The organism is Cuspidothrix issatschenkoi CHARLIE-1 (assembly GCF_002934005.1).
In the GTDB taxonomy this organism is placed as follows: domain Bacteria; phylum Cyanobacteriota; class Cyanobacteriia; order Cyanobacteriales; family Nostocaceae; genus Cuspidothrix; species Cuspidothrix issatschenkoi.
This window is the reverse complement of the sequence record NZ_PGEM01000083.1, coordinates 15232-34600: the sequence shown is the minus strand read 5'-3', so window position 1 is coordinate 34600 and position 19369 is coordinate 15232. Positions and strand designations below refer to the sequence as shown.

Annotated in this window: 19 protein-coding genes and 1 pseudogene; 8 read left to right on the top strand and 12 right to left on the bottom strand. The window is 38.3% G+C overall.

Annotation, left to right across the window (positions count from 1 at the left end):
• The first annotated feature begins 4 nt into the window (after nt 1–4).
• The 4 genes from CUN59_RS12380 (at nt 5) to CUN59_RS12365 (ending at nt 3558) form a co-directional block, all read left to right on the top strand.
• Nucleotides 5–781, top strand: coding sequence for a class I SAM-dependent methyltransferase (locus tag CUN59_RS12380; RefSeq protein ID WP_104388134.1), 777 nt, complete (start codon nt 5–7; stop codon nt 779–781).
• Nucleotides 782–798: 17 nt separating this feature from the next.
• On the top strand, nt 799–1866 hold the full coding sequence (gene wecB, locus CUN59_RS12375; protein ID WP_104388133.1) for a non-hydrolyzing UDP-N-acetylglucosamine 2-epimerase: 1068 nt from the start codon (nt 799–801) through the stop codon (nt 1864–1866).
• Nucleotides 1867–2115: 249 nt separating this feature from the next.
• Nucleotides 2116–2718 carry a hypothetical protein gene (locus CUN59_RS12370; RefSeq protein ID WP_104388132.1) on the top strand — a complete coding sequence of 201 codons (603 nt, stop codon included), beginning with the start codon at nt 2116–2118 and terminating at the stop codon, nt 2716–2718.
• Between the two features lie 81 nt (nt 2719–2799).
• Nucleotides 2800–3558: a cobalt-precorrin-6A reductase gene (locus tag CUN59_RS12365; RefSeq protein ID WP_104388131.1), complete on the top strand. Its 759-nt coding sequence runs from the start codon at nt 2800–2802 to the stop codon at nt 3556–3558.
• Here the strand turns inward: CUN59_RS12365 and mutL are convergent.
• Nucleotides 3546–5213, bottom strand: coding sequence for a DNA mismatch repair endonuclease MutL (gene mutL, locus CUN59_RS12360; protein WP_104388130.1), 1668 nt, complete (start codon nt 5211–5213; stop codon nt 3546–3548). The two genes, CUN59_RS12365 and mutL, sit on opposite strands and share 13 nt — an antisense overlap.
• Nucleotides 5214–5392: 179 nt before the next feature.
• On the opposite strand from mutL, the gene CUN59_RS12355 reads away from it, so the two are divergent.
• A complete protein-coding gene (locus CUN59_RS12355; RefSeq protein ID WP_104388129.1) occupies nt 5393–5725 on the top strand; it encodes a rhodanese-like domain-containing protein in 333 nt (110 codons plus the stop codon).
• Between the two features lie 99 nt (nt 5726–5824).
• Here the strand turns inward: CUN59_RS12355 and CUN59_RS12350 are convergent, their stop codons facing one another.
• The 8 genes from CUN59_RS12350 to CUN59_RS12315 form a co-directional block, all read right to left on the bottom strand.
• The gene (locus CUN59_RS12350) at nt 5825–6835 is read right to left on the bottom strand and encodes an adenosine deaminase (protein WP_104388128.1); all 1011 of its coding nucleotides are present in this window, start codon (nt 6833–6835) and stop codon (nt 5825–5827) included.
• A gap of 230 nt (nt 6836–7065) precedes the next feature.
• Nucleotides 7066–8028, bottom strand: a complete 963-nt coding sequence (gene gshB, locus CUN59_RS12345) for a glutathione synthase (protein ID WP_104388127.1) — start codon at nt 8026–8028, stop codon at nt 7066–7068.
• Nucleotides 8029–8156: 128 nt separating this feature from the next.
• A complete protein-coding gene (gene grxC, locus CUN59_RS12340) occupies nt 8157–8417 on the bottom strand; it encodes a glutaredoxin 3 (RefSeq protein ID WP_104388126.1) in 261 nt (86 codons plus the stop codon).
• Between the two features lie 186 nt (nt 8418–8603).
• Nucleotides 8604–10226: a glutamine-hydrolyzing GMP synthase gene (guaA, locus tag CUN59_RS12335; protein ID WP_104388125.1), complete on the bottom strand. Its 1623-nt coding sequence runs from the start codon at nt 10224–10226 to the stop codon at nt 8604–8606.
• 388 nt (nt 10227–10614) lie between these two features.
• A complete protein-coding gene (cbiD, locus tag CUN59_RS12330) occupies nt 10615–11730 on the bottom strand; it encodes a cobalt-precorrin-5B (C(1))-methyltransferase CbiD (protein ID WP_104388124.1) in 1116 nt (371 codons plus the stop codon).
• A gap of 131 nt (nt 11731–11861) precedes the next feature.
• A complete protein-coding gene (locus CUN59_RS12325; RefSeq protein WP_104388123.1) occupies nt 11862–12161 on the bottom strand; it encodes a DUF7734 family protein in 300 nt (99 codons plus the stop codon).
• Between the two features lie 47 nt (nt 12162–12208).
• A complete protein-coding gene (locus tag CUN59_RS12320) occupies nt 12209–12799 on the bottom strand; it encodes a DUF3177 family protein (RefSeq protein WP_104388122.1) in 591 nt (196 codons plus the stop codon).
• A 238-nt stretch (nt 12800–13037) separates the two neighbouring features.
• Nucleotides 13038–13283: a Calvin cycle protein CP12 gene (locus CUN59_RS12315; RefSeq protein ID WP_104388121.1), complete on the bottom strand. Its 246-nt coding sequence runs from the start codon at nt 13281–13283 to the stop codon at nt 13038–13040.
• A 406-nt stretch (nt 13284–13689) separates the two neighbouring features.
• Between CUN59_RS12315 and CUN59_RS12310 the strand changes: the two are divergent.
• A pseudogene (locus tag CUN59_RS12310) lies at nt 13690–14026 on the top strand (Uma2 family endonuclease); the annotation flags it as partial.
• Between the two features lie 3 nt (nt 14027–14029).
• Here the strand turns inward: CUN59_RS12310 and CUN59_RS12305 are convergent.
• Both CUN59_RS12305 and pgeF read right to left on the bottom strand, forming a co-directional pair.
• The gene (locus CUN59_RS12305; RefSeq protein ID WP_104388120.1) at nt 14030–14629 is read right to left on the bottom strand and encodes a Uma2 family endonuclease; all 600 of its coding nucleotides are present in this window, start codon (nt 14627–14629) and stop codon (nt 14030–14032) included.
• A gap of 26 nt (nt 14630–14655) precedes the next feature.
• A complete protein-coding gene (pgeF, locus tag CUN59_RS12300) occupies nt 14656–15435 on the bottom strand; it encodes a peptidoglycan editing factor PgeF (protein ID WP_104388119.1) in 780 nt (259 codons plus the stop codon).
• Between the two features lie 117 nt (nt 15436–15552).
• Between pgeF and CUN59_RS12295 the strand changes: the two genes are divergently transcribed.
• Both CUN59_RS12295 and CUN59_RS12290 read left to right on the top strand, forming a co-directional pair.
• A complete protein-coding gene (locus tag CUN59_RS12295; protein ID WP_104388118.1) occupies nt 15553–16359 on the top strand; it encodes a biotin--[acetyl-CoA-carboxylase] ligase in 807 nt (268 codons plus the stop codon).
• Between the two features lie 153 nt (nt 16360–16512).
• Nucleotides 16513–18033, top strand: a complete 1521-nt coding sequence (locus CUN59_RS12290) for a M23 family metallopeptidase (RefSeq protein WP_104388117.1) — start codon at nt 16513–16515, stop codon at nt 18031–18033.
• 203 nt (nt 18034–18236) lie between these two features.
• Here the strand turns inward: CUN59_RS12290 and CUN59_RS12285 are convergent, their stop codons facing one another.
• Nucleotides 18237–18896, bottom strand: a complete 660-nt coding sequence (locus tag CUN59_RS12285) for a riboflavin synthase (protein ID WP_104388116.1) — start codon at nt 18894–18896, stop codon at nt 18237–18239.
• Nucleotides 18897–19369: the final 473 nt, after the last annotated feature.

Here is a 19369-nt window from a genome sequence, read left to right as displayed (position 1 = left end):
AACTATGGAATCATCACATCAGATAGAGACTAAACAAATAATTAACGAACTCATGGAAATTCAAGCAGAATATCCAAATTGTGATCTCTCACAATTTCAAAGTCTAATTAGTGCTAATCAATATAATCAACTTTATCTTATATTATCAAAATATATCGTTAAAGGTAGTAAAGTGTTAGATTGGGGATGTGGTAATGGTCACTTTTCTTATTTTTTATTAACAGCAGGTTATCAAACTGATGGATTTTCATTTAATGATTTTTCATTACGACAATATCTAAAATTAAATTATAATTTTAAACTAGGAAATCGTCAAGAACCAAAGATACTCCCATACGCAAATAATCAATTTGATGCCGTTGTTTCTGTGGGAGTATTAGAACACGTGAGAGAAACAGGAGGAAATGAAATTGATAGTTTAAAAGAAATATACAGAATTTTGAAACCAGGAGGATACTTTATATGTTATCATTTTCCCAATCAATTTAGTTGGATAGAGACAATTTCTGCCTATATACCTAATAAACATCATCATGAATATCGCTATAATAAGCGCATGATTAACAATCTATGTCAACAATCAGGATTAGAAATTTTAGAACTGAAACGTTATGGATTTTTGCCTAGAAATATCTCATCAAAATTACCCAAAAGGTTGAAAAAATCTGCATTAATATCTAATATTTGGAATATCAGTGACGAAATTTTACAATATCTATTTTCCTGGTTTTGCCAAAATTATTTATTTGTTACTCAAAAACCTGATATTTCAATTAATTGAAAGGAGTTATATTGAACATGAAAATTGCTACTGTTCTCGGTGCAAGACCACAATTTATTAAAGCATCTGTAGTCAGTGATGCTTTCAAAAATGCTGGAATTAATGAAATAATTATTCATACTGGACAGCATTTTGATCCCAAAATGTCTGATGTTTTTTTTCAAGATTTAGAATTACCTGCACCAAAATATCATTTGAATATTCATAGTCTCCAACATGGTGCAATGACAGGAAGAATGATGGAAAAAATAGAAGAATTATTAATAATAGAGAACCCAGATTTAATATGTGTTTATGGTGATACAAATTCAACAATTGCTGGAGCATTAGTAGCAGCTAAATTACATATTCCCATTGCCCATATAGAGGCAGGATTAAGAAGCTATAACCGTCAAATGCCAGAGGAAATTAATCGTGTTGTCACAGATCATCTTTCTCAATTACTATTTGTACCCACACCTTTAGCAGTTAATTGCTTACAACAAGAAGGCATTAATCAAGGTGTGTACTTAGTTGGAGATGTGATGATGGATTCTGTTTTAAAATATCAAGAAAAGGCTCAAAAAACATCTGACATTTTAAGTAGATATAACTTGAAAGAAGGAAAATTTTATCTAGCAACAATTCATCGTCCCAGCAATACGGATGAGTTTGTACGTTTGCAGGCTATTCTGGAAAGTTTTATCAATTTAGATTATCCAGTAGTTTTTCCTATACATCCGCGTACACTCAGCTGTATTGAAAAAATGAGCTTGAATAATTACTTAAATTATCCGTCTATTCAAGCAATTCCACCTGTAAGTTATTTAGATATGTTAGTTTTACAGACTGCTTCTAGAGGGGTAGTTACTGATTCAGGTGGTATTCAAAAAGAAGCATATATCTTACAACGTCCTTGTTATACTTTGCGAAATGAAACTGAATGGAAAGAAACCTTAGAATCAGGATGGAATCAACTGGTAAAACCAGAAGAATTAACTCAAGCAATATCTAATTTTATTCAACCATTAGAGTGGAAATCTCTTTATGGAAAAGGTGATGCTTCTATACAAATAACTAAACTAATTATAGAACAACTAGTCTAGTACAGTCCTGAATATGTAAAGTAAAAGGTAAGGATTCAGGTGAGGTGATAAGATCCCCGACTTCTTTTATTGATTGTGTCTATAAATCATAAATTGATCACAGAAGTCGGGGATCTTTGTACCTCACCTGAATTCTTACCATAAAAAGACAATAGGGAATAGAAAAAAGCAGTTTTGCTATATTGCCTCCGATCTCTTTTGCAGAGTGTTAAAACAATTCTTCAAATAATTTAATTTATAGTTAAAACTATGTCACAACCAGTAAAAAAATCAAATGATATCACACAAGAAGCAACAGAAAAAGCTAGGGAAGAAAAACTGATCAATGAACTGCTTTTACTGGTCAAAACTTTAATTTATGAAGAAGAAAGTACAATTAAATTAATTATAGAGTGTCTATATGATATGGGTTCAACTAATTTAGTTAACCAAAAAGTTCAATTGACTACTTTTAACCGCAGTCTCAAGTTTATTACTAAACTATCTAAACCAGTATTTAAAATTGTGGCTTGGCATTGGTTTAAAAATAACTGCCCTACATTGATTACTGGATGGCTACACAGTAAGGTTGAATTCCCTAGAGTTGAACCTCAGAAAATAGAAGCAGTTTTAGAAAGTGAAAATAAAGATATAGATTCTAGTCTAAAGCTACTAGAGGGAAATCAAATTGATGAGGTTAAACACCTTCATTTTCAGGTGAAATTATTAACAGGTATTTTACTTGCTGTTTTAACCATGTTTAGTGGTAGTTTTATCTGGGTCAATTATTCATTACAACAATCCCATTTACAAACTGTAGAAAAACTCAGAAACCAAGTTAAAACCCTAGAATCTAGCCTTAATCAACATTAATTATAGCAGAGTAGTGTACATTCTCTCATATCTCCCTTGCCTCCTAAAATCCTGAATTCTTACATAAAATCTAAAATTGATATGTTGCGAGTTTTAATTCTCTGTGGTACTGGTGATGCAACCAAATTAGTTGCTAGGGTAGCAAATATTGCTGGTATTGAAGCGATCGCCTCTTTAGCAGGCCGAACCCTTGCACCCCATACTCCCGTCGGTAATGTGCGAATTGGCGGTTTTGGTGGTGTTACCGGCTTGGTAAATTATTTACAAGAAATGAAAATTGATATATTAATTGATGCTACCCACCCCTTCGCTCATCAAATTTCTGAAAATGCCGCTGCCGCAACATGGGAAGTAGGTATTCCTAGATTAATGGTAGTTCGTCCACCTTGGCAAAAATTAGAGACAGATAACTGGTTAGAAGTAGAAAATAATCGAGATGCTGCTAATGCTTTAGAAAACCAAAGTCAAAGAGTATTTTTAACAATTGGTAGACAAGAAATTGGCACATTTGCACATTTACATAAAATTTGGTTTTTAATGCGGATGATTGATCATCCCAACGCAGATATTATTGTGCCACCAGGATTGATTTTATATGATCGTGGTCCCTTTACTTTAGCAAGTGAAGAGGAAATTTTACTCAGATATAATATAGATACAATTGTGAGTAAAAATAGTGGTGGTAGTGCCACCTATCCAAAAATTATCGCCGCCCAGAAACTAGGGATCAAGGTTGTCATGGTTAAGCGTCCACCAGTACCCTCAGGAGAACAAGTTCCAGACGTGGACGCTGCTGTGCAATGGTTATTAAACAAATTAACTCCTTTTCAAATGCCATGACTTTTCCCAATAACCCAATTACGGCGGAAAAATCGCGCTAATGTAGATTCTGCTAAAGATAAATAAATTGGTCTACCGTGGGGACAGGTGCGGGGGTTGCGGGTACGTTGCCAATTATTTAATAAGGTCTGCATTTCTGGTAAAGTCATTTTTGTCCCATTGCGAATTGCACTGCGACAAGCAACCGCAACTTGAGCAGTTTGTAAATCTCCTCCCCAACTTAATTCTAAAATTGCCTCAGCACAATCTTCTCGTTCTTTTAACATGGCTGGTACATTTCGTACTGCCCAAAGTTTCTCACCAAAAGGTTCTATATCTAAACCAATTCGTTCTAATTGGGAAACTTGCGCTGGTGATAATTGATAAAGAATAATCGGCGGTTCAACGGCGATTAATTGCCAGTGATCACATAATTGCTCATATAATACTCTTTCATGGGCAATATGTTGTTCTACTAACCACATTCCCCCAGAATGTTCAGCAACAATATAAGTATTACTGACTTGGGCAACTGCTTTTAAAGATGTATCATTGTCAGGATCGGGGGAATTTGATGATGTTTGCGAATTAAAGTTATATTCACCTTTAGATTCTCCTACCTTGAGTAAATTACTCACTCTGGTGGTATGCACAGATTCTTTAATATTTGGATCAGAAATCCGCAGTGATTGATTAATAGCTTCAGTAATTTTTTCTTGCCAAAAAGGCATTTCATGTAAATAAATTTCTGTTTTGGCTGGGTTGCGATTCCAGTTAATTTGTTCAGGAGCAATAGTCAAATGTAAAAAGCAAACTGGATAGCGATCGCGTGGTAATGTCTTATGAAAAGCTGACAGGATTGTTTGCTCTAATTCTGGTGATTTAATCATCCTGCCATTAATTGCTACTTTCACCCAGTCAGGACGGTGACGATGGCATCTATCAGGTAAACCGATGACTAAATTTAAAGCTGAATTTGGTAAATTGGAAATGGGTAAATTCACCTCATGTAAATCACTTTGTCGCACTTGGGAGAGAATTTGGGGAATTAGTTGTCCGCCCGTTTGTGCGGGACAAATCGTAAACCATTCTTTGTCATTTTGCCAAACTTGATAATTAACGTGCGGATGACATAAAGCTATTTGTTGAATTATCCCTTGTACAGCTTTTAATTGTTGATTTGTTGGCGGTAAACCTTGACGACGTGCCTCACAATTGGCAAATAAATTATTAACTGTTACTACAGTACCAGGTGCGATCGCAACTAAATCTACTTGGTTCACTTCTCCCTGATGATTGTACACTACTCGCCATCCTTCTGTTCCCCCAATAGGACGACTTAAAATTTCTAAATCTGCCAAAGTTGTTAAACTATGTAATGCCTCACCGCGAAAACCCAAGCTACTAATTTTCCACAAATCTGCACGGGAATGAATTTTACTGGTACTGTGTGCAGTTGCCGCTTGTTGCAAATCATCCAAATTCATCCCGCAACCATTATCAGCCACACCCACTCGCCACTGTTGTGGCCATAAGGAAACTACAATGCGCGTTGCCCCAGCATCTAGAGAATTTTCTACTAACTCTCTGACAACAGCCACCAAAGAATCAATTACTTCTCCTGCCGTAATTAGATATACAACTTCTGTTGGTAAAGCTTGAATAGTAGATGTCATCATGAATAATTAAACATTACAAATTAAAAATTAACAATTGTCTCCTTCAATAGAAGATTAGCTTACAATATTATGACTTGAAAATAAACTTTTAAAATCTGCTGTCATTCTGAAGAAATACAAATTAATAGAGGATATTTGCTAGATTTTGGATTAGGACAAGCAGCAAAAAAAAGCTTATGAGTATTAATTTAGTGGCAGATGTGAATGACTTAAAAACAAGTCTCCTCTGGGGTCAGCCTGCTTTTACAATTATTGATGTGCGCGATCTCTCAACATACAATCATAGCCGCATCACAGGAGCAATTTCTATACCCCTCAATGATTTAGAATCTCGCGCCCAAACATCCCTACACAGAGAGCGTCAAATCTACATCTACGGTGAAAACGAAACCCAATCTGCACAAGCGGTGATAACCTTACAATTCCTCGGTTTTACATCCGTAGCAGAACTATCTGGAGGTTTACAAGCCTGGAAAGCCATCGGTGGGGCTACAGAAGGGGTAGTTTAGAGGAGGCAGGGGAGCAGAGGAGTAGAAATTTCCTTCCTTTCTTCCTCCTGACTCGGTGACTCGGTGACTCCTGACTCGGTGACTCGGTGACTCCTGAACCTACTTCAACAACGCAGTTAATAAAGATGCCGGACGTTGACTGTGAGGCCAGGCAAAAGCATGGCGAAAAGCCGCATCCTGACAGGCTTGTAATTGCTGAAAATTGATAATGTCGTAAGTCAAAAGATTTTCATATTCAAAGGGTAGACGCATATTATGTAAGCCGGCGTTATCTGTACAAATGGCAATATCAACTCCGGTTTCAAAACAACGATCAAAAACTAATTTAAGTTGGCGAATATCTTGTAAAGTTCCTGTTTTTAAGTAAGTTGTGGGACAAACTTCTAAACATTGACCTCTCCTGGCAATTTCTGGCAGTAATTCAGGATACAAAATGGGAATTTGGATACCGTGACCAATTCGCATTAAATAGGGTAATAATTCTGGATAACAACCATCTTTGGTTTCGTAAAGATGCCCTGTGGTATTAATACCTAAACTATGGGCATAATTATATAAACTAATCCATTCTTCCATGCGTTCAGCATAATAGCGATCGCCTCCCGCCACATCTATCGCACAGACATATTTTCTATTTTGCGCCGCTAAATCAATAATTGCCTTATTTACCTCAAAGGGTAAACGGGAGTGCATACAAAGAATTTGACTGGTAACAATGGGATATTCTAAAGAACAACTAGCTTTACCCACAATATCCACAATTTCCGCCATTTTATCAATTCTTTCATTTTGATTGAGATGTTCAGGAGTTCGCAAATAGGGAGTATAGCGTAATTCTAAATAAGCCAAATTCTCAAAAATATAAGCACCCCGTAATAAGCGGTAAATAAAATAGGGTAAAGTTTCTACAGTTTGCACACTTTCAACTAGGGTGTGCAGTTCTAAATATTCATCTAAGGTGTTACGGGGACGGGTATAAAAATCTTCAAATTCTGGATATTCAGCAAAGGGAGAAATTAACTCAGTATTATGACGTTGGAAATATCGCCATAGTACACGGGGTACAACCGAACCACCTAAATGCCGATGCAATTCTGCGTATAAAGCCATAGTGGTATTTTACGGTAAAAAGTTAATTAATTGTAACAAAAATTTTAGAAATAAAAAATGATCTGCTGGGAATTCTCTGCCTTCAATTCTGTCTTCCGTTTCTGCTAATTTAGCTCCCTAAATCCCCCAAGTTTGGGGGACTTTGAAATTCTTAATTCCCCCAGAATTGGGGGTTAAGGGGCATTAAAACCCTATTAGGCCATTTGATTAAACTGTACACCGTAGCTTGCTTACCTATTAGCTTCTAGCCATTGAATGACCTGATGAGCTAGGTGAGTACCATCGAGGCGGTCAATTTCACGGATACCTGTGGGACTGGTAACATTTACCTCGGTTAAGTAGCCACCAATTACATCTATACCCACAAAAATTAAGCCATCTTGACAGAGTTTGGCGGTGAGGTGTTTACAAATTTCCTCTTCTCTGGGGGTAATAGTAGTTTGTGCCACTGTGCCACCTGTGGCCATATTATTACGAAAATCACTACCACTAGAAAGACGATTTAACGCACCTATGGGTTCACCATTGAGTAGGATAATGCGTTTGTCTCCATCCTTAGCGGCGGGTAAATAGTTTTGTACCATGACAGGAACTTGACCTTGCAGAGTGCTGAGTTCCACAATAGAATTAAAATTGCGATCGCCTGACTGTAAAAATAAAATTCCTTCTCCGGCTTTATTTCCCAGTGGTTTCAGAATTGTATTGCCTTTGGCTTCTACAAATTGACGAATAGCTTGTTTATTAGCACTAACAATTGTTTCAGGAATACATTCCCTAAACTGGAGTGCATACATTTTTTCATTTGCCGCCCGAATTCCCGCCGGATTATTAATTACCAGGGTTTTGTTTTGGTCAATATAATCTAAAATATAAGTAGCATAAAGATAAGCATCATTCACAGGTGGATCTGTCCGCATAAATACGGCATCCATTGTTTCCAAAGAAGTAAAGGCAGTTGTACCTGGCTTAAACCAGGAGTCAGCCGCTAACCAAAGTCCTGCCACTAATTCCACTGGTACAAGTTCTACTTGCTGCAATACAGCCCAAGCCTTGCTATCAATTACACTCAATAAATTTGCTTGAGTGATCCAAACTTCGTGCCCCAGAATTTGCGCGGCTTCCATCAAAGCAACACTGGTATCATGACATGGATCAAGACGATGGATAGGATCAATAATAAAAGCCAGTTTCACCCTTTATACCTCTTGTATCTACAAATTTTAATATTCAAAAATATTTAAGATCCCCGACTTTTCAAATTCATTTACTCATCTTGGAGAAAAATGAGAGAAAGAAGTCGGGGATTCCCATCCACAATATTTTAAGCAAGTAGCATCTGATCTAATTTACCTTGACGGTCTAAAGCGTGGATATCATCACAACCACCAATGTGAACATCATTAATAAAAATTTGTGGTAGAGAGCGTTTGCCATTAGCTCTTTTAGACATCTCATTTCTTGCTATTTCATCGCCATCAATGTTGTATTCGATAAAATCAACTTTTTTATTTTTAAGCAGATTTTTAGCACGCATACAAAACGGGCAAGTCGTCCAAGTGTAAATTTCTACTTTCACAGCCATAATATTTTCAACAAAATGTAATACTTCTTAATTTTACCGATGGTGATAGGCAAAAGGCAAAAGAGAATAGGAAATAGTATTTTCTCCCCTGCTCCCGGTCGGTGAGCGACTTGTACCGATCTGCCGATGCCCTGAACTAGTCGAAGGGTCGAAGTAAGCCGAACCGCTGCCCCTGCCCCTCTGCCCCTATTCCCACTCAATAGTTCCAGGTGGCTTAGAGGTGATGTCATAAACTACGCGGTTAACGCCTTTAACTTCATTAACAATGCGGTTAGAAATTGCTTCTAGTATATCGTAAGGAATCCGCGCCCAGTCTGCCGTCATACCATCTTCGCTGGTGACAATCCGTAAAACAATCGGATAGGCATAGGTGCGTTTATCTCCCATTACCCCAACGCTGCGAATAGGCAACAGGACTGCAAAGGCTTGCCAAACCTCATTATATAAACCGCGTTGGTTAATTTCTTGCCGGACGATTAAATCAGCATCTCGCAAGATATTTAATCTTTCCGCTGTGACTTCACCTAAAATGCGAATGGCTAAACCAGGTCCAGGGAAAGGTTGACGTTGGACAATTTCTTCTGGTAAACCAATAGAACGCCCAACCTTACGGACTTCATCTTTAAATAGTTTGCGTAACGGTTCGACTAGTTTAAATCTCAAGTCTTTTGGCAAACCGCCAACGTTGTGATGACTTTTAATTTTGACTGCTACCCGTTCACCGGTTTTCGGATCAACATTAGTATCAGCCGATTCAATTACGTCTGGATACAGTGTACCTTGAGCTAGGTAGTCAAAATGACCTAGACTTTTGGATGTTTCCTCAAATACATTGATGAATTCATGACCAATGCGGCGACGTTTTTCTTCTGGATCTGTTACTCCAGCGATAGCAGAGATAAATCTTTCACGGGCATTGACATATTCTACAGGAATATGGAATTGTTCTTTAAATAACTTAAGTAATCGTTCTGGCTCTAATTTCCGCATAAAACCTTGGTCAATAAATACACAAGTTAGTTGTTCACCAATGGCTTTATAGAGTAGGAACGCGAGGGTAGAGGAGTCTACACCTCCAGAGAGTGCTAAAAGAACGCGCTTATCACCGACTCTAGCACGAATTTCCTCTATTGACTCTTCGACAAAAGCGGCTGTTGTCCAAGTAGGTTCACATTCACAGATATGATAAACAAAGTTGCGAACTAAGGCTAAACCACCTTGAGAATGTACGACTTCAGGATGAAACTGGACACCATAGAGTTTTTTGTCATGGTCAGCGACCGCTGCACAGGGAGTATTATCGGTATGTGCCAGTAGCTTAAACCCATCTGGCATGGTTGTGACTGAATCTCCATGACTCATCCACATAGTTGTACCCTCTTCGACATTAGTTAATAAGTCCGTGGGATCATCTATGTAGAGAGCCGCTTTACCATATTCTCCCCGTTGCGCTTGAATAACTTTGCCACCGAGTTGATTTACCATCAACTGCATACCATAGCAGACACCCAGAACAGGTATTCCCAATTCCCATATTTCTGGGTCACAATGGGGCGCGTAATCACTATACACAGAATTAGGACCACCAGAGAGAATAATGCCCTTGGGTTTCAGTTGACGTAGGTGTTCTGCTGTGGTGCGATAGGAAAGAACTTCGGAATATACTTGAGTTTCGCGGATACGGCGGGCAATTAATTCAGAATATTGAGAACCAAAGTCTAAAATTACAATTATTTGTCCTTTGAGTTTACCCAAATTTACTTGTGTTTGAGGTAAGGGGACGGTTGGTAGATTCACCGCTGTATTCATGGTAGCGAAAGTGTGTCGTTAAGGATAGAAAGGTCTAAACTGCGATTTTGATGATTTTTTTGATTAGTGGTGATATGAAACTCATATTTGATTTGGGAAAACAACTCAGAATAGTTTAATCTTCTAAAATCCTGTTGCTTATTGGCTTTTGCTTTTTGCCTATCTAAGCAAATAGTTTTATAAATCAAATATTATATCTATAACAATACCTTGTCTATTTTCCGTAGGTTGGGTTAGGCGACAGCGCAACCCAACCTATAAATCAAGGCTTTTTCCAATTTGGACAAGGTACTGCTATAACAGTTCAATTAATCATCTTCATCTAATCAATCATGGAAATCATAGTTTGGTATTTTTATGGGATATATTGATGATAATTCAACCTAAGTTAACATAATTTTTCTAGTAATATACCACCTGTTTTGCTTTTAATGAGAATTTGGCGATCGCGGTCGAAAAGGATAGAACCACAGGTTATCAGAGCTTTACCTTGATCATTATGACTACTAATATATTCGTGAGTGCGAATATCAATAGTTTCAGCAATGCTGCTATATACTTGATGTACCCAATTACTACCAGTTGCCTGATCCAAAATTCTTAAATGTTTTAATGCTGCTTCTGCTGTAGAACTCTGAAAAATGGTGGCAATATCTGGAGAAGGTAGACCTAGTATGGAACAATGGGAAGTTAAAATTTCCCGACGACCATCAGCTAAATGATGATGAGTGTGAAAAATCCCCCCCGCGAGTTTGATTAGTTTACCATGATAACCAAATAATAAAATTTCTTTCACACCAAGGAGATCGGCCGCGACTAACATCGGTCCTAACCAATTAGCCGTTTTCACCATTTGTGCAGGATTAATTCCTAGTTTATGACATAAATCTAGACCATTTTCCCCAATACAAAATACTAAAGTTGTAAATTGGCTGGCTTTTGCTTCTAAGTCAGCGCGAAAAGCTGATAATTGATCAGGTGTACTCAAAGGTTGAGAAATACCTGTTGTTCCTAATAGAGACAGTCCTTCCACTACCCCAAATGCGGAGTTAGAAGTGCGGAGTGCGAGCGATCGCCCCTCTGGTAAAATAATTGTCACCTTGATTTTTTCTATAGGTGCTAATAATCGCTGTAAATTCTCTGTTAATAACCTTTGAGCATAACCATAAATTGCCGCTTTCCCCTCATCGTTGAGTTGCTTACCAATGCCTTCTCCACCCTGAATAATTACCGCTTCCCCCTCACCTGCGTAAAATTCTACCACCGCCCAAACTGGGGTATTTTTAGTTAAATCCAGATTATCACCGGGATCACTGCGAGTAATGGCCAAAGCTTGATTTGCTGATATTCCTGCAACTTGCTCAATCGGTATTTCTGCTATTTGAGCCGGTTCAAGCAAGTCTATAGCAGCTACAGTGAGACCTTGATGATTTCGTAACCAATGCAAAGCCGCAACAGCAGCCCCACAAGCAAACACCGGCAAAGTATATCCAGAACGGGACATAGTGACAATTAAAAATGAACAATTTCAGGAGGCAGGAGGCAGAAAGGTTGAAAATGGTTCACTCACACCGCAGTGTACTAGTACAGCACGGCGTAAATAAAACAACCATTCTCAATCACTAAAAAGCTTACCTAAATTCCCACTTCTGCTAACAAAACTTGCATCTCTTCCCAAGAAATCTTTTGTTGCAGATAACGAGGTGCTTCGGGATTATAGGGACTAGCGATCCTATCAATAGTGATAATTTTAGCTGTATCTGGTAATACAGGCACATCGGGATCAAATGCCGTAGGACGCATTAAAGAACTAGAAAACCCTTTAAATACAGCAATTTTATCTGATTCGTTATCAATTTCTACAGTGACAATCAGAACTTCTTGTGGTTTTTTTGCTGTATATTTTTCCAGTCTTTGAGCAATAGAGTTATTCATTGATTATTTCTAGGACAACAACTCAGTAATTCAAAATTTTCAATTGGTTAGTGTGTAGCTGAACGTCCATGTTTATATAGTTTAAACATAACGAAATAACTCAAGTAAACCACATAAAATCCTAACCCCACTATGCCCAGAAAACCTAAAAAAGCTGGTTTACTGTTATGATGGAAATAGTCTTTAAAAATTAATGGAGCTTCTAACCAAACACTACAATAAGGAGTTTTTATTGCGGTTGTTGAAAAAGCACAACCCACAAAAGGTATTAAAGCTATTACTCCTAAAATCGAATATACCGTAGTTGCCCAACGCCAAGAGCTAAAAATCAATTTTAATAGACCATTAGGATAATACTCAATTTCATCATTGATATCTACCCAAAACCATAGACTAATGGGGATGAGAATGCGTCCCATTAAAGCAGAGATGAAACTGGCACTAAAGTTGCCAATCATTAAATAAATGGTAATAGCTAATAAACTAGCCACTTTAAAATAAATCATTAATAGACGTTGCATTGATTCTGCTTTTTGCACAAATGCCCAAATCAGCAGAATTAAAGGAATAATCAGGATAAACAATAAAGATAGTCTATAGTCCATCCAAACATAAGGGCGAAACCATACTGGTGTCATAACGTCAATCAAAAAATAGAAAATTTGTACCTGGATATTTGCTAGATATGCTAGTGAAAAGAGAAAAACGGGGAGTAGATTCCCCGTCTGGGTTTAAATCCATTGATAAATAGATTTAAGAACCATTGATATACCAGAGCAACATTGCAAAAATAGTCAACGATTAAAAATTCGCAGAAGTCTGTGAAATCTACTTTTTTAATTTTTAATTGTTAATTTCTGATGGCATTGTCTGATTCTAGTCTTCATAAAGACGGCATTCATCTGCATCTGGGTTATCATCACAGTATCTTTCTAAGGCATTCTTGGGCTTGACTTGGCGCTGGTGAGAAGCTGCTGCTTGTAATTCTTCTACAGCATCCCAAGCAGCAGCACATTCAGCAGAGTTGCTACCTGAGATATCACATACAGCGCGAGCTTGTTCAACTTCTTCTTGGATTTTTTCTTGGATATCGCCAGTGACTTGTGTTGAGGTATTGGTCATGATTGTGTCTCGTTATGTTTTGTTGATACTAGTATAGTAAAACTTTGAAAATTGTAGTTTTTTTTCTCTGAGATAACTAGTTTTACACTTTTGGTGATAATTTGGGTGGGTAGTATCTTCCCAGTAGGCTTTTCACCCACTTAGGAAAATATGACCAGGATGTTATCCCATAAATATCATAAGCCTTTCTACCTATAACTGGCATAATTTTCATTTTGAATCCAGACTTGGGGTATCGCTTATAAGCATAATCTATTTGATTATTATTAAATGTACTTGCTTGCTAATTTATTTTTTTATCTAAATGCACCTAAATTTAACTATGAAATTAACGTTCATCATTAATTGATAAATTAAAAGTCTAATAATAAGTAACCTGATATTTTCACTACAGTTGATATCATATCCGACGAGGTTATATCGTTCTCCTGATGTTGCTTGGATTAAAAAAAGAAAGATGGGACGCGCTCACACCAGAAGAACAGGAAAACTTTCCACCCATTGCCCCGGATTTTGTTTTAGAATTAATGTCACCTAGTGATAGCTTGCCAGAAACCCAAGCAAAAATGCAGGAATATATCAATAATGGAGTTAAATTAGGTTGGTTAATTAATCGGAAAATGGGTCAAATAGAAATTTATCGTCTTGGTCAACCAGTAGAAATATTAGAATTTCCCCAAGAATTATCCGGTGAAGATGTTTTACCAGATTTTGTTTTAAATATGGAAATTGTTTGGGAATAGCTATTATTTGTGAGTTTGATTGCGGATAAATTGCTGAAATTCAAAAACTGCATCATATTGATCAGGCATGGCAATATAATGTAATAACAATGCTGGATCTAAATCAGGAAAAAATCTACTCCGATTTACTTCTATATATTCTCCCGCTTCGGTAAAACTGAATATTTTGATCGTGTTAGATTTCCAAAACCAAATTTCCGGTATTCTCTTAGGTTTAAATAACTCTGTTCTATTAATAGTTCCACTGGTGACAATAACTTCAATGACGATATCAGGAATTTCTTTTTCTGTACCAATACTATAAGATTCATCTGGTGTTCCTGAAGCATATCCAGTCTCTTCCAAAGTGAAACCACCTCGACCATAAAATCGGATACCTTTCTCTCTCATATAAGCTTCTAATAATAAACTGAGAGTTCTTTTCACTTTTTCATGTTTTTCACCAATAGGAGACATAATTTCTAAAATTCCTGATAAATAAGAGAGTCGAAGATTCTTGTTTTCATAAAGATGTGCTTCAATACCTTTGAACTGTTCCCAAGAAACATCTTTAAGTGTTACAAGTTTTTCTTCCATTACTTCATCTACAAGTGGCATAGTCATAATCATGCTTCCTTAAAAACTTGTGATTATTTGCTGACACTGACAATTCCTGACCATTGCACCTTTTTTTCCCTTTCTCGACGATAGGAAAAGAAATGTTCGGGAGTTTGGAAAGTACAATAAGGAGCGATCGCAATTTGTTCTACACCAACTCCCAATTGCTCTAACTGTAAAGCATTTACCCCACGCACATCTAAACGTACTTTTCCCGGTTCTGCATCTGGAAATAAAGGTGAATTAGGTAATTCATGTAACGCAGCAACTATTTTTTCTGGATCATCATGTGATATGATACTGTTTCCAATTTCTGCCGCTACTTCCACAGAAACTTGGTAAACTTCCCCCGCAATAGCAGGCCCCATTGCCACCCGCAAATCTGCTAAATTGCTACCTTGGGACTGCATTCTGTTAATAGCTTCGGGGATAATTTTCGCCGCCGTACCCCGCCAACCAGCGTGTAAAGCTGCCACCTGTCCAGTTTTCACATCTCCAATTAACACAGGTGTACAATCAGCAGAAGCCACCCAAACAGCTTGTAAAGGTTGCTGACTAATTAAACCATCTGCCAAAGCTAAATCATCATCACTGGTATTCAGGAGATGATCAACTTCTTGGGGAGTTAAAACAGTATTGCCATGTACCTGTTTTAAACGATAAGCTGAAGCATTTGGTTGTAGTGCTTGAGTTAGTTCATGGGGTGGACGTGGCCAAAACTGTTGGGTAAAGAAACCGTGTGGCCAGGGTTCGAGTAAATTACAAGTTAGGTAAGGTAGGCCTTCCCAATTGTGCCATTGCCAAGTGTGCATCTTCAACCAAACCTCAAGAGAAAATTAACAATCTTTAATCAATGCTAACTTGAACAACAGCCAAAAAGATTTGCCCAAAAACGAAAAAAATTTTGAACTGAACTATGGGGAACTGCGGTGGAATTTAATCGGCAACTTTTGGTAGATAGCTTAAAAGTAGAATATCAGCAACAAAATTTACCATTCTCTCTACATATTTTTAACACTGTATCCTCCACAAATCAAGTCCTGTGGCAACTAATTAACCAAGGAGAAAAATCTGGTTGTGTAGTTATTGCCACTCAACAAACCGCAGGACGAGGACAATGGGGTCGTCAATGGCAGTCTTCTACTGGTGGTCTATATCTTTCGATGGCAATAGATATTAAACTACAAGCCACTAGCAGTTATCAACTTACTTTAGCTAGTGCGTGGGGTATTACAGCACAATTACAAAAATGTGGTCTACCGGTAGGCATAAAATGGCCAAATGATTTAGTATTAGAGGGTCGTAAGTTAGGCGGCATTTTAACGGAAACCAAAGTTAATCAAGGACAAATTACTCAGGCTGTAATCGGTGTTGGTATTAACTGGACAAATGAAGTGCCAGAAACGGGAATTAATCTGCAATTATGGCAAAATTCCCAGAATTATCAGATGATTTATCATTTAGAAATGCTAACTGCCCAGGTTTTACTAGGAATTAAGTCCGGTATAGACTGTCTACAGGTCGAAGGAATAAATATTCTTTTGTCTCGCTATCTTGATGTACTCACAAATATGGGTGATCAGGTCTATGTCAATAATTTTTTAGGTACAGTAGTGGGAGTTACTCAAGAGGGTAATCTCCGTTTACAAATGGCAACTTATGATCCAAAAGCAGTGGTAATACCAGAAATTTCCGTGCAACCAGGTACAATCAGTTTGGGTTATCGTCAAAAATGATTCAGGGAATAGGAACCACAGGGGCAGGGGAGCAGGGGAGAAATTTCTTTATTCTGAACTCTTATACGGGCGGCCGTTAGCCCCTCCTGCCTCCTCAACTCCTGAACTCCTTAATTCTTACAGTCAGTTCATTACACACAACGCAAGGGAAAAATGACGCAGCACCATAAATCTGCCCATAAAAATTCTTACTACGGTAGTATCAGTAAACGCTTTGCTTCTAGATTACCAGCCCAAAGTCTATGTTTACTAAGTAGTGTCAGCATTCTTGGTAGCGGTTTTGTTAATGCTCAAACGGAATCATCATCAATAGATAATATTGTCCCGACTATTGAAAATTCCCAGCCATCCGCAGGAACAAGTCAAGTTCAGAAAGAAGTTGTTATTCCAGAAATAGCCAAGCCAAAGTCAGATTTTTCTGCCCGGCAAGCTAATCTGAAAAAGAGGCCCAATATTCAAAAGGCTTCTAATAGCAATACTGTGAAAATTACTAAACCGAAAGGGGAAAATACTCAACCTGGTGCTAGTGTGAGTGAAACTGACTCTAGAGTGAAAAAATTGCCAGAAGTAGAACAGTCAGTAAATAATTCTCAAAATACTGCTAAGGATACAGAGAATAAACTCACGGATTATAACAACGCTTATATTGATCCCACAGACTACAAAAATGCAAACACCGATAACTATGAACCTCCTAGTTCTGTAGTAGTAACAGAACGTTCTAGCGGTTGTAGTGCCAATGTTACCACAGGGCAAAATGGTTGCGCTAAACCATCTCAAACTCCTGCTCTAGCTCAGTCTAAAAAATCTGTGCCAACTTGGTTGAAAAAAAGTGAAACTGCTAAACTACCTCTAGTTGCTCCAGCGCTGAAAACGATCACAGCAAACAGCAAACAACCAGACAATCTGGCTGGGGTTGTGGCTAATACTGTTAACAAAATTAGTCAAACTCCAAATAATTGGCAAAGTTCCAGAAATAATACCAGCAGTCATAACAAGGCTGGTTATAACGCTAATGGTTTTATCCCCAGTCCTAGCGAATTTAGCACAACTAGGGTAAGTTCTACTCCTATCGCGCCCCAGGTAGGTAGTTTACCAGCACCGATGATGGAGGGAAATGTTGCTCCCCGTCCCAGTATGGTGTCCTATGACTTCTCCCTAGCGTCTGTATTGCCTGAAGTTCCTTATACTAATACCCTAGCCTATCGTGGTGGTGGCGGAATAGTCTTTCCTTTGTCTGTGGCCGCACCCATTACTTCATTATTTGGCTGGCGAGTACATCCCATCACAGGCGATCACCGTTTCCACGCTGGTACAGATATCGGTGCGCCTACGGGAACACCAATTTTAGCAGCCGCTAGAGGCCAAGTAGAAACAGCTAGTTGGATCGGTGGTTATGGTTTAGCTGTAATTATCAATCATAGTTCCGCTCAACAAACCCTCTACGGGCATATGTCTGAAATCTTGGTTCAACCTGGTCAAGTAGTAGAACCAGGAACTGTCATTGGTCGAGTGGGTAGCACTGGTAACTCCACTGGACCCCACCTCCACTTTGAAGTCCGTCACCTCACCCAAAATGGATGGGTGGCTGTTGACCCAGGTGTGCAGTTACAAGGTGGACTGAGTCAGTTACTAGGAAGAACACAAGGAACAAGAACAGCCCAAGCTCGCTAATTTGGTTATGGTTGACTGTTGACGGTTTTTGTAGGGGCGAACGGCCGTTCGCCCCTACTCCTGCCTGTTCCCTGTTCCCTGTTCCCCGTTCCCCGTTCCCAATTCCCAATTCCCAATTCCCAATTCCCTATTCCCTATTCCCAATTCCCCATTCCCAATTCCCTGTTCCCTGTTCCCTGTTCCCTGTTCCCTGTTCCCTCGCTCTACAAATACCCGTTTTCTGCTAAGAATGCAGGTGTGATTTCCTCTTGTTGATGGTGATTATTTGCCGATGTGAGGAATTTTTCTACGTATTTACCAAGGATGTCGCCTTCTAAATTTACCCAACTACCGGGAACTAAATGACTGAGATTAGTTTCACTGTATGTGAGGGGGATGACGGCGACTGTAAATTGAGATGATTTGGATGTATATTCAGCTACGGTGAGGCTGATACCATTAACAGCGATGCTACCTTTATAAACTATATAGCGAGCGATCGCTGGTGGTGCAACAAAGGTCATTTCCCAGGAAGTAGCAGTTTGTACTGATGTAATTAACTGACCAATTCCATCTACATGACCCATCACAAAATGACCGCCGACTTTACCACCTACCCGCAGTGATGTTTCTAGATTGACGTATCTTTGTTGAGTTTCTTCTTTGCCTAATGTGGTGCGGCCCAGGGTTTCTGGGGAAGCGGTGGCAATGAATCCATCTTTTAAGATTTCTGCAACTGTCAGACAGACCCCATCTACCGCTACACTGTCACCATAAGCCAAATCTTGAACTATTGTCTCTGATTGAGTAAGACAATTGATCTGCCACAAATCTCCCCTTAGGGGTTTGATTGTTCCTAAACCTTGAATTAATCCTGTAAACACAGCTTTTGCAAAACTAAATCTATTTATTGCCTAATTTTGGCGGAAATTAACTAATAATTCTAGGAAAAAATGTAAAGGTTCTCCAGTTTAATTTTTCCTCATTTTGCTAAATGAATATTAATATATTAGCATCAATCCCAAGGCATACTTGAATCATAAGATTAAAGAAGGATAAAATATGAAGGATCAATAAATTAGTGGTTAAAGTCGGTGCAAAATTAGTTCATTTATACCTCATCACTAGATAGGTAGAGCCAAGGCAAACTTTTGTGTTGAGTTTTGACGGGTAACAGCTAAGAGGTGAGAGGTGAGGGGGTGGCAAGTCTGTTTGTGTCTTGTGTTTTATCATTAGTTAATTTTCTCGACACTTGGGCGATTTCTATAATTTAAGACTGTGATTCACCGAGATTATGGCTTATGCACCGTTATCCTATTAGAGTTTAATAGAAGCATTATAGACCAGAAAAACCCTA

Excerpts from the sequence above, each read along its gene's own strand:
- CUN59_RS12305 (WP_104388120.1), bottom strand. The coding sequence starts at position 14,629 with ATGACTATGCCACTTGTAGATGAAGTAATGGAAGAAAAACTTGTAACA.
- pgeF (WP_104388119.1), bottom strand. The coding sequence starts at position 15,435 with ATGCACACTTGGCAATGGCACAATTGGGAAGGCCTACCTTACCTAACT.
- CUN59_RS12320 (WP_104388122.1), bottom strand. The coding sequence starts at position 12,799 with ATGACACCAGTATGGTTTCGCCCTTATGTTTGGATGGACTATAGACTA.
- cbiD (WP_104388124.1), bottom strand. The coding sequence starts at position 11,730 with ATGTCCCGTTCTGGATATACTTTGCCGGTGTTTGCTTGTGGGGCTGCT.
- CUN59_RS12325 (WP_104388123.1), bottom strand. The coding sequence starts at position 12,161 with ATGAATAACTCTATTGCTCAAAGACTGGAAAAATATACAGCAAAAAAA.
- grxC (WP_104388126.1), bottom strand. The coding sequence starts at position 8,417 with ATGGCTGTGAAAGTAGAAATTTACACTTGGACGACTTGCCCGTTTTGT.
- mutL (WP_104388130.1), bottom strand. The coding sequence starts at position 5,213 with ATGACATCTACTATTCAAGCTTTACCAACAGAAGTTGTATATCTAATT.
- CUN59_RS12355 (WP_104388129.1), top strand. The coding sequence starts at position 5,393 with ATGAGTATTAATTTAGTGGCAGATGTGAATGACTTAAAAACAAGTCTC.
- CUN59_RS12350 (WP_104388128.1), bottom strand. The coding sequence starts at position 6,835 with ATGGCTTTATACGCAGAATTGCATCGGCATTTAGGTGGTTCGGTTGTA.
- CUN59_RS12380 (WP_104388134.1), top strand. The coding sequence starts at position 5 with ATGGAATCATCACATCAGATAGAGACTAAACAAATAATTAACGAACTC.
- guaA (WP_104388125.1), bottom strand. The coding sequence starts at position 10,226 with ATGAATACAGCGGTGAATCTACCAACCGTCCCCTTACCTCAAACACAA.
- CUN59_RS12370 (WP_104388132.1), top strand. The coding sequence starts at position 2,116 with ATGTCACAACCAGTAAAAAAATCAAATGATATCACACAAGAAGCAACA.
- CUN59_RS12290 (WP_104388117.1), top strand. The coding sequence starts at position 16,513 with ATGACGCAGCACCATAAATCTGCCCATAAAAATTCTTACTACGGTAGT.
- CUN59_RS12365 (WP_104388131.1), top strand. The coding sequence starts at position 2,800 with ATGTTGCGAGTTTTAATTCTCTGTGGTACTGGTGATGCAACCAAATTA.
- CUN59_RS12315 (WP_104388121.1), bottom strand. The coding sequence starts at position 13,283 with ATGACCAATACCTCAACACAAGTCACTGGCGATATCCAAGAAAAAATC.
- wecB (WP_104388133.1), top strand. The coding sequence starts at position 799 with ATGAAAATTGCTACTGTTCTCGGTGCAAGACCACAATTTATTAAAGCA.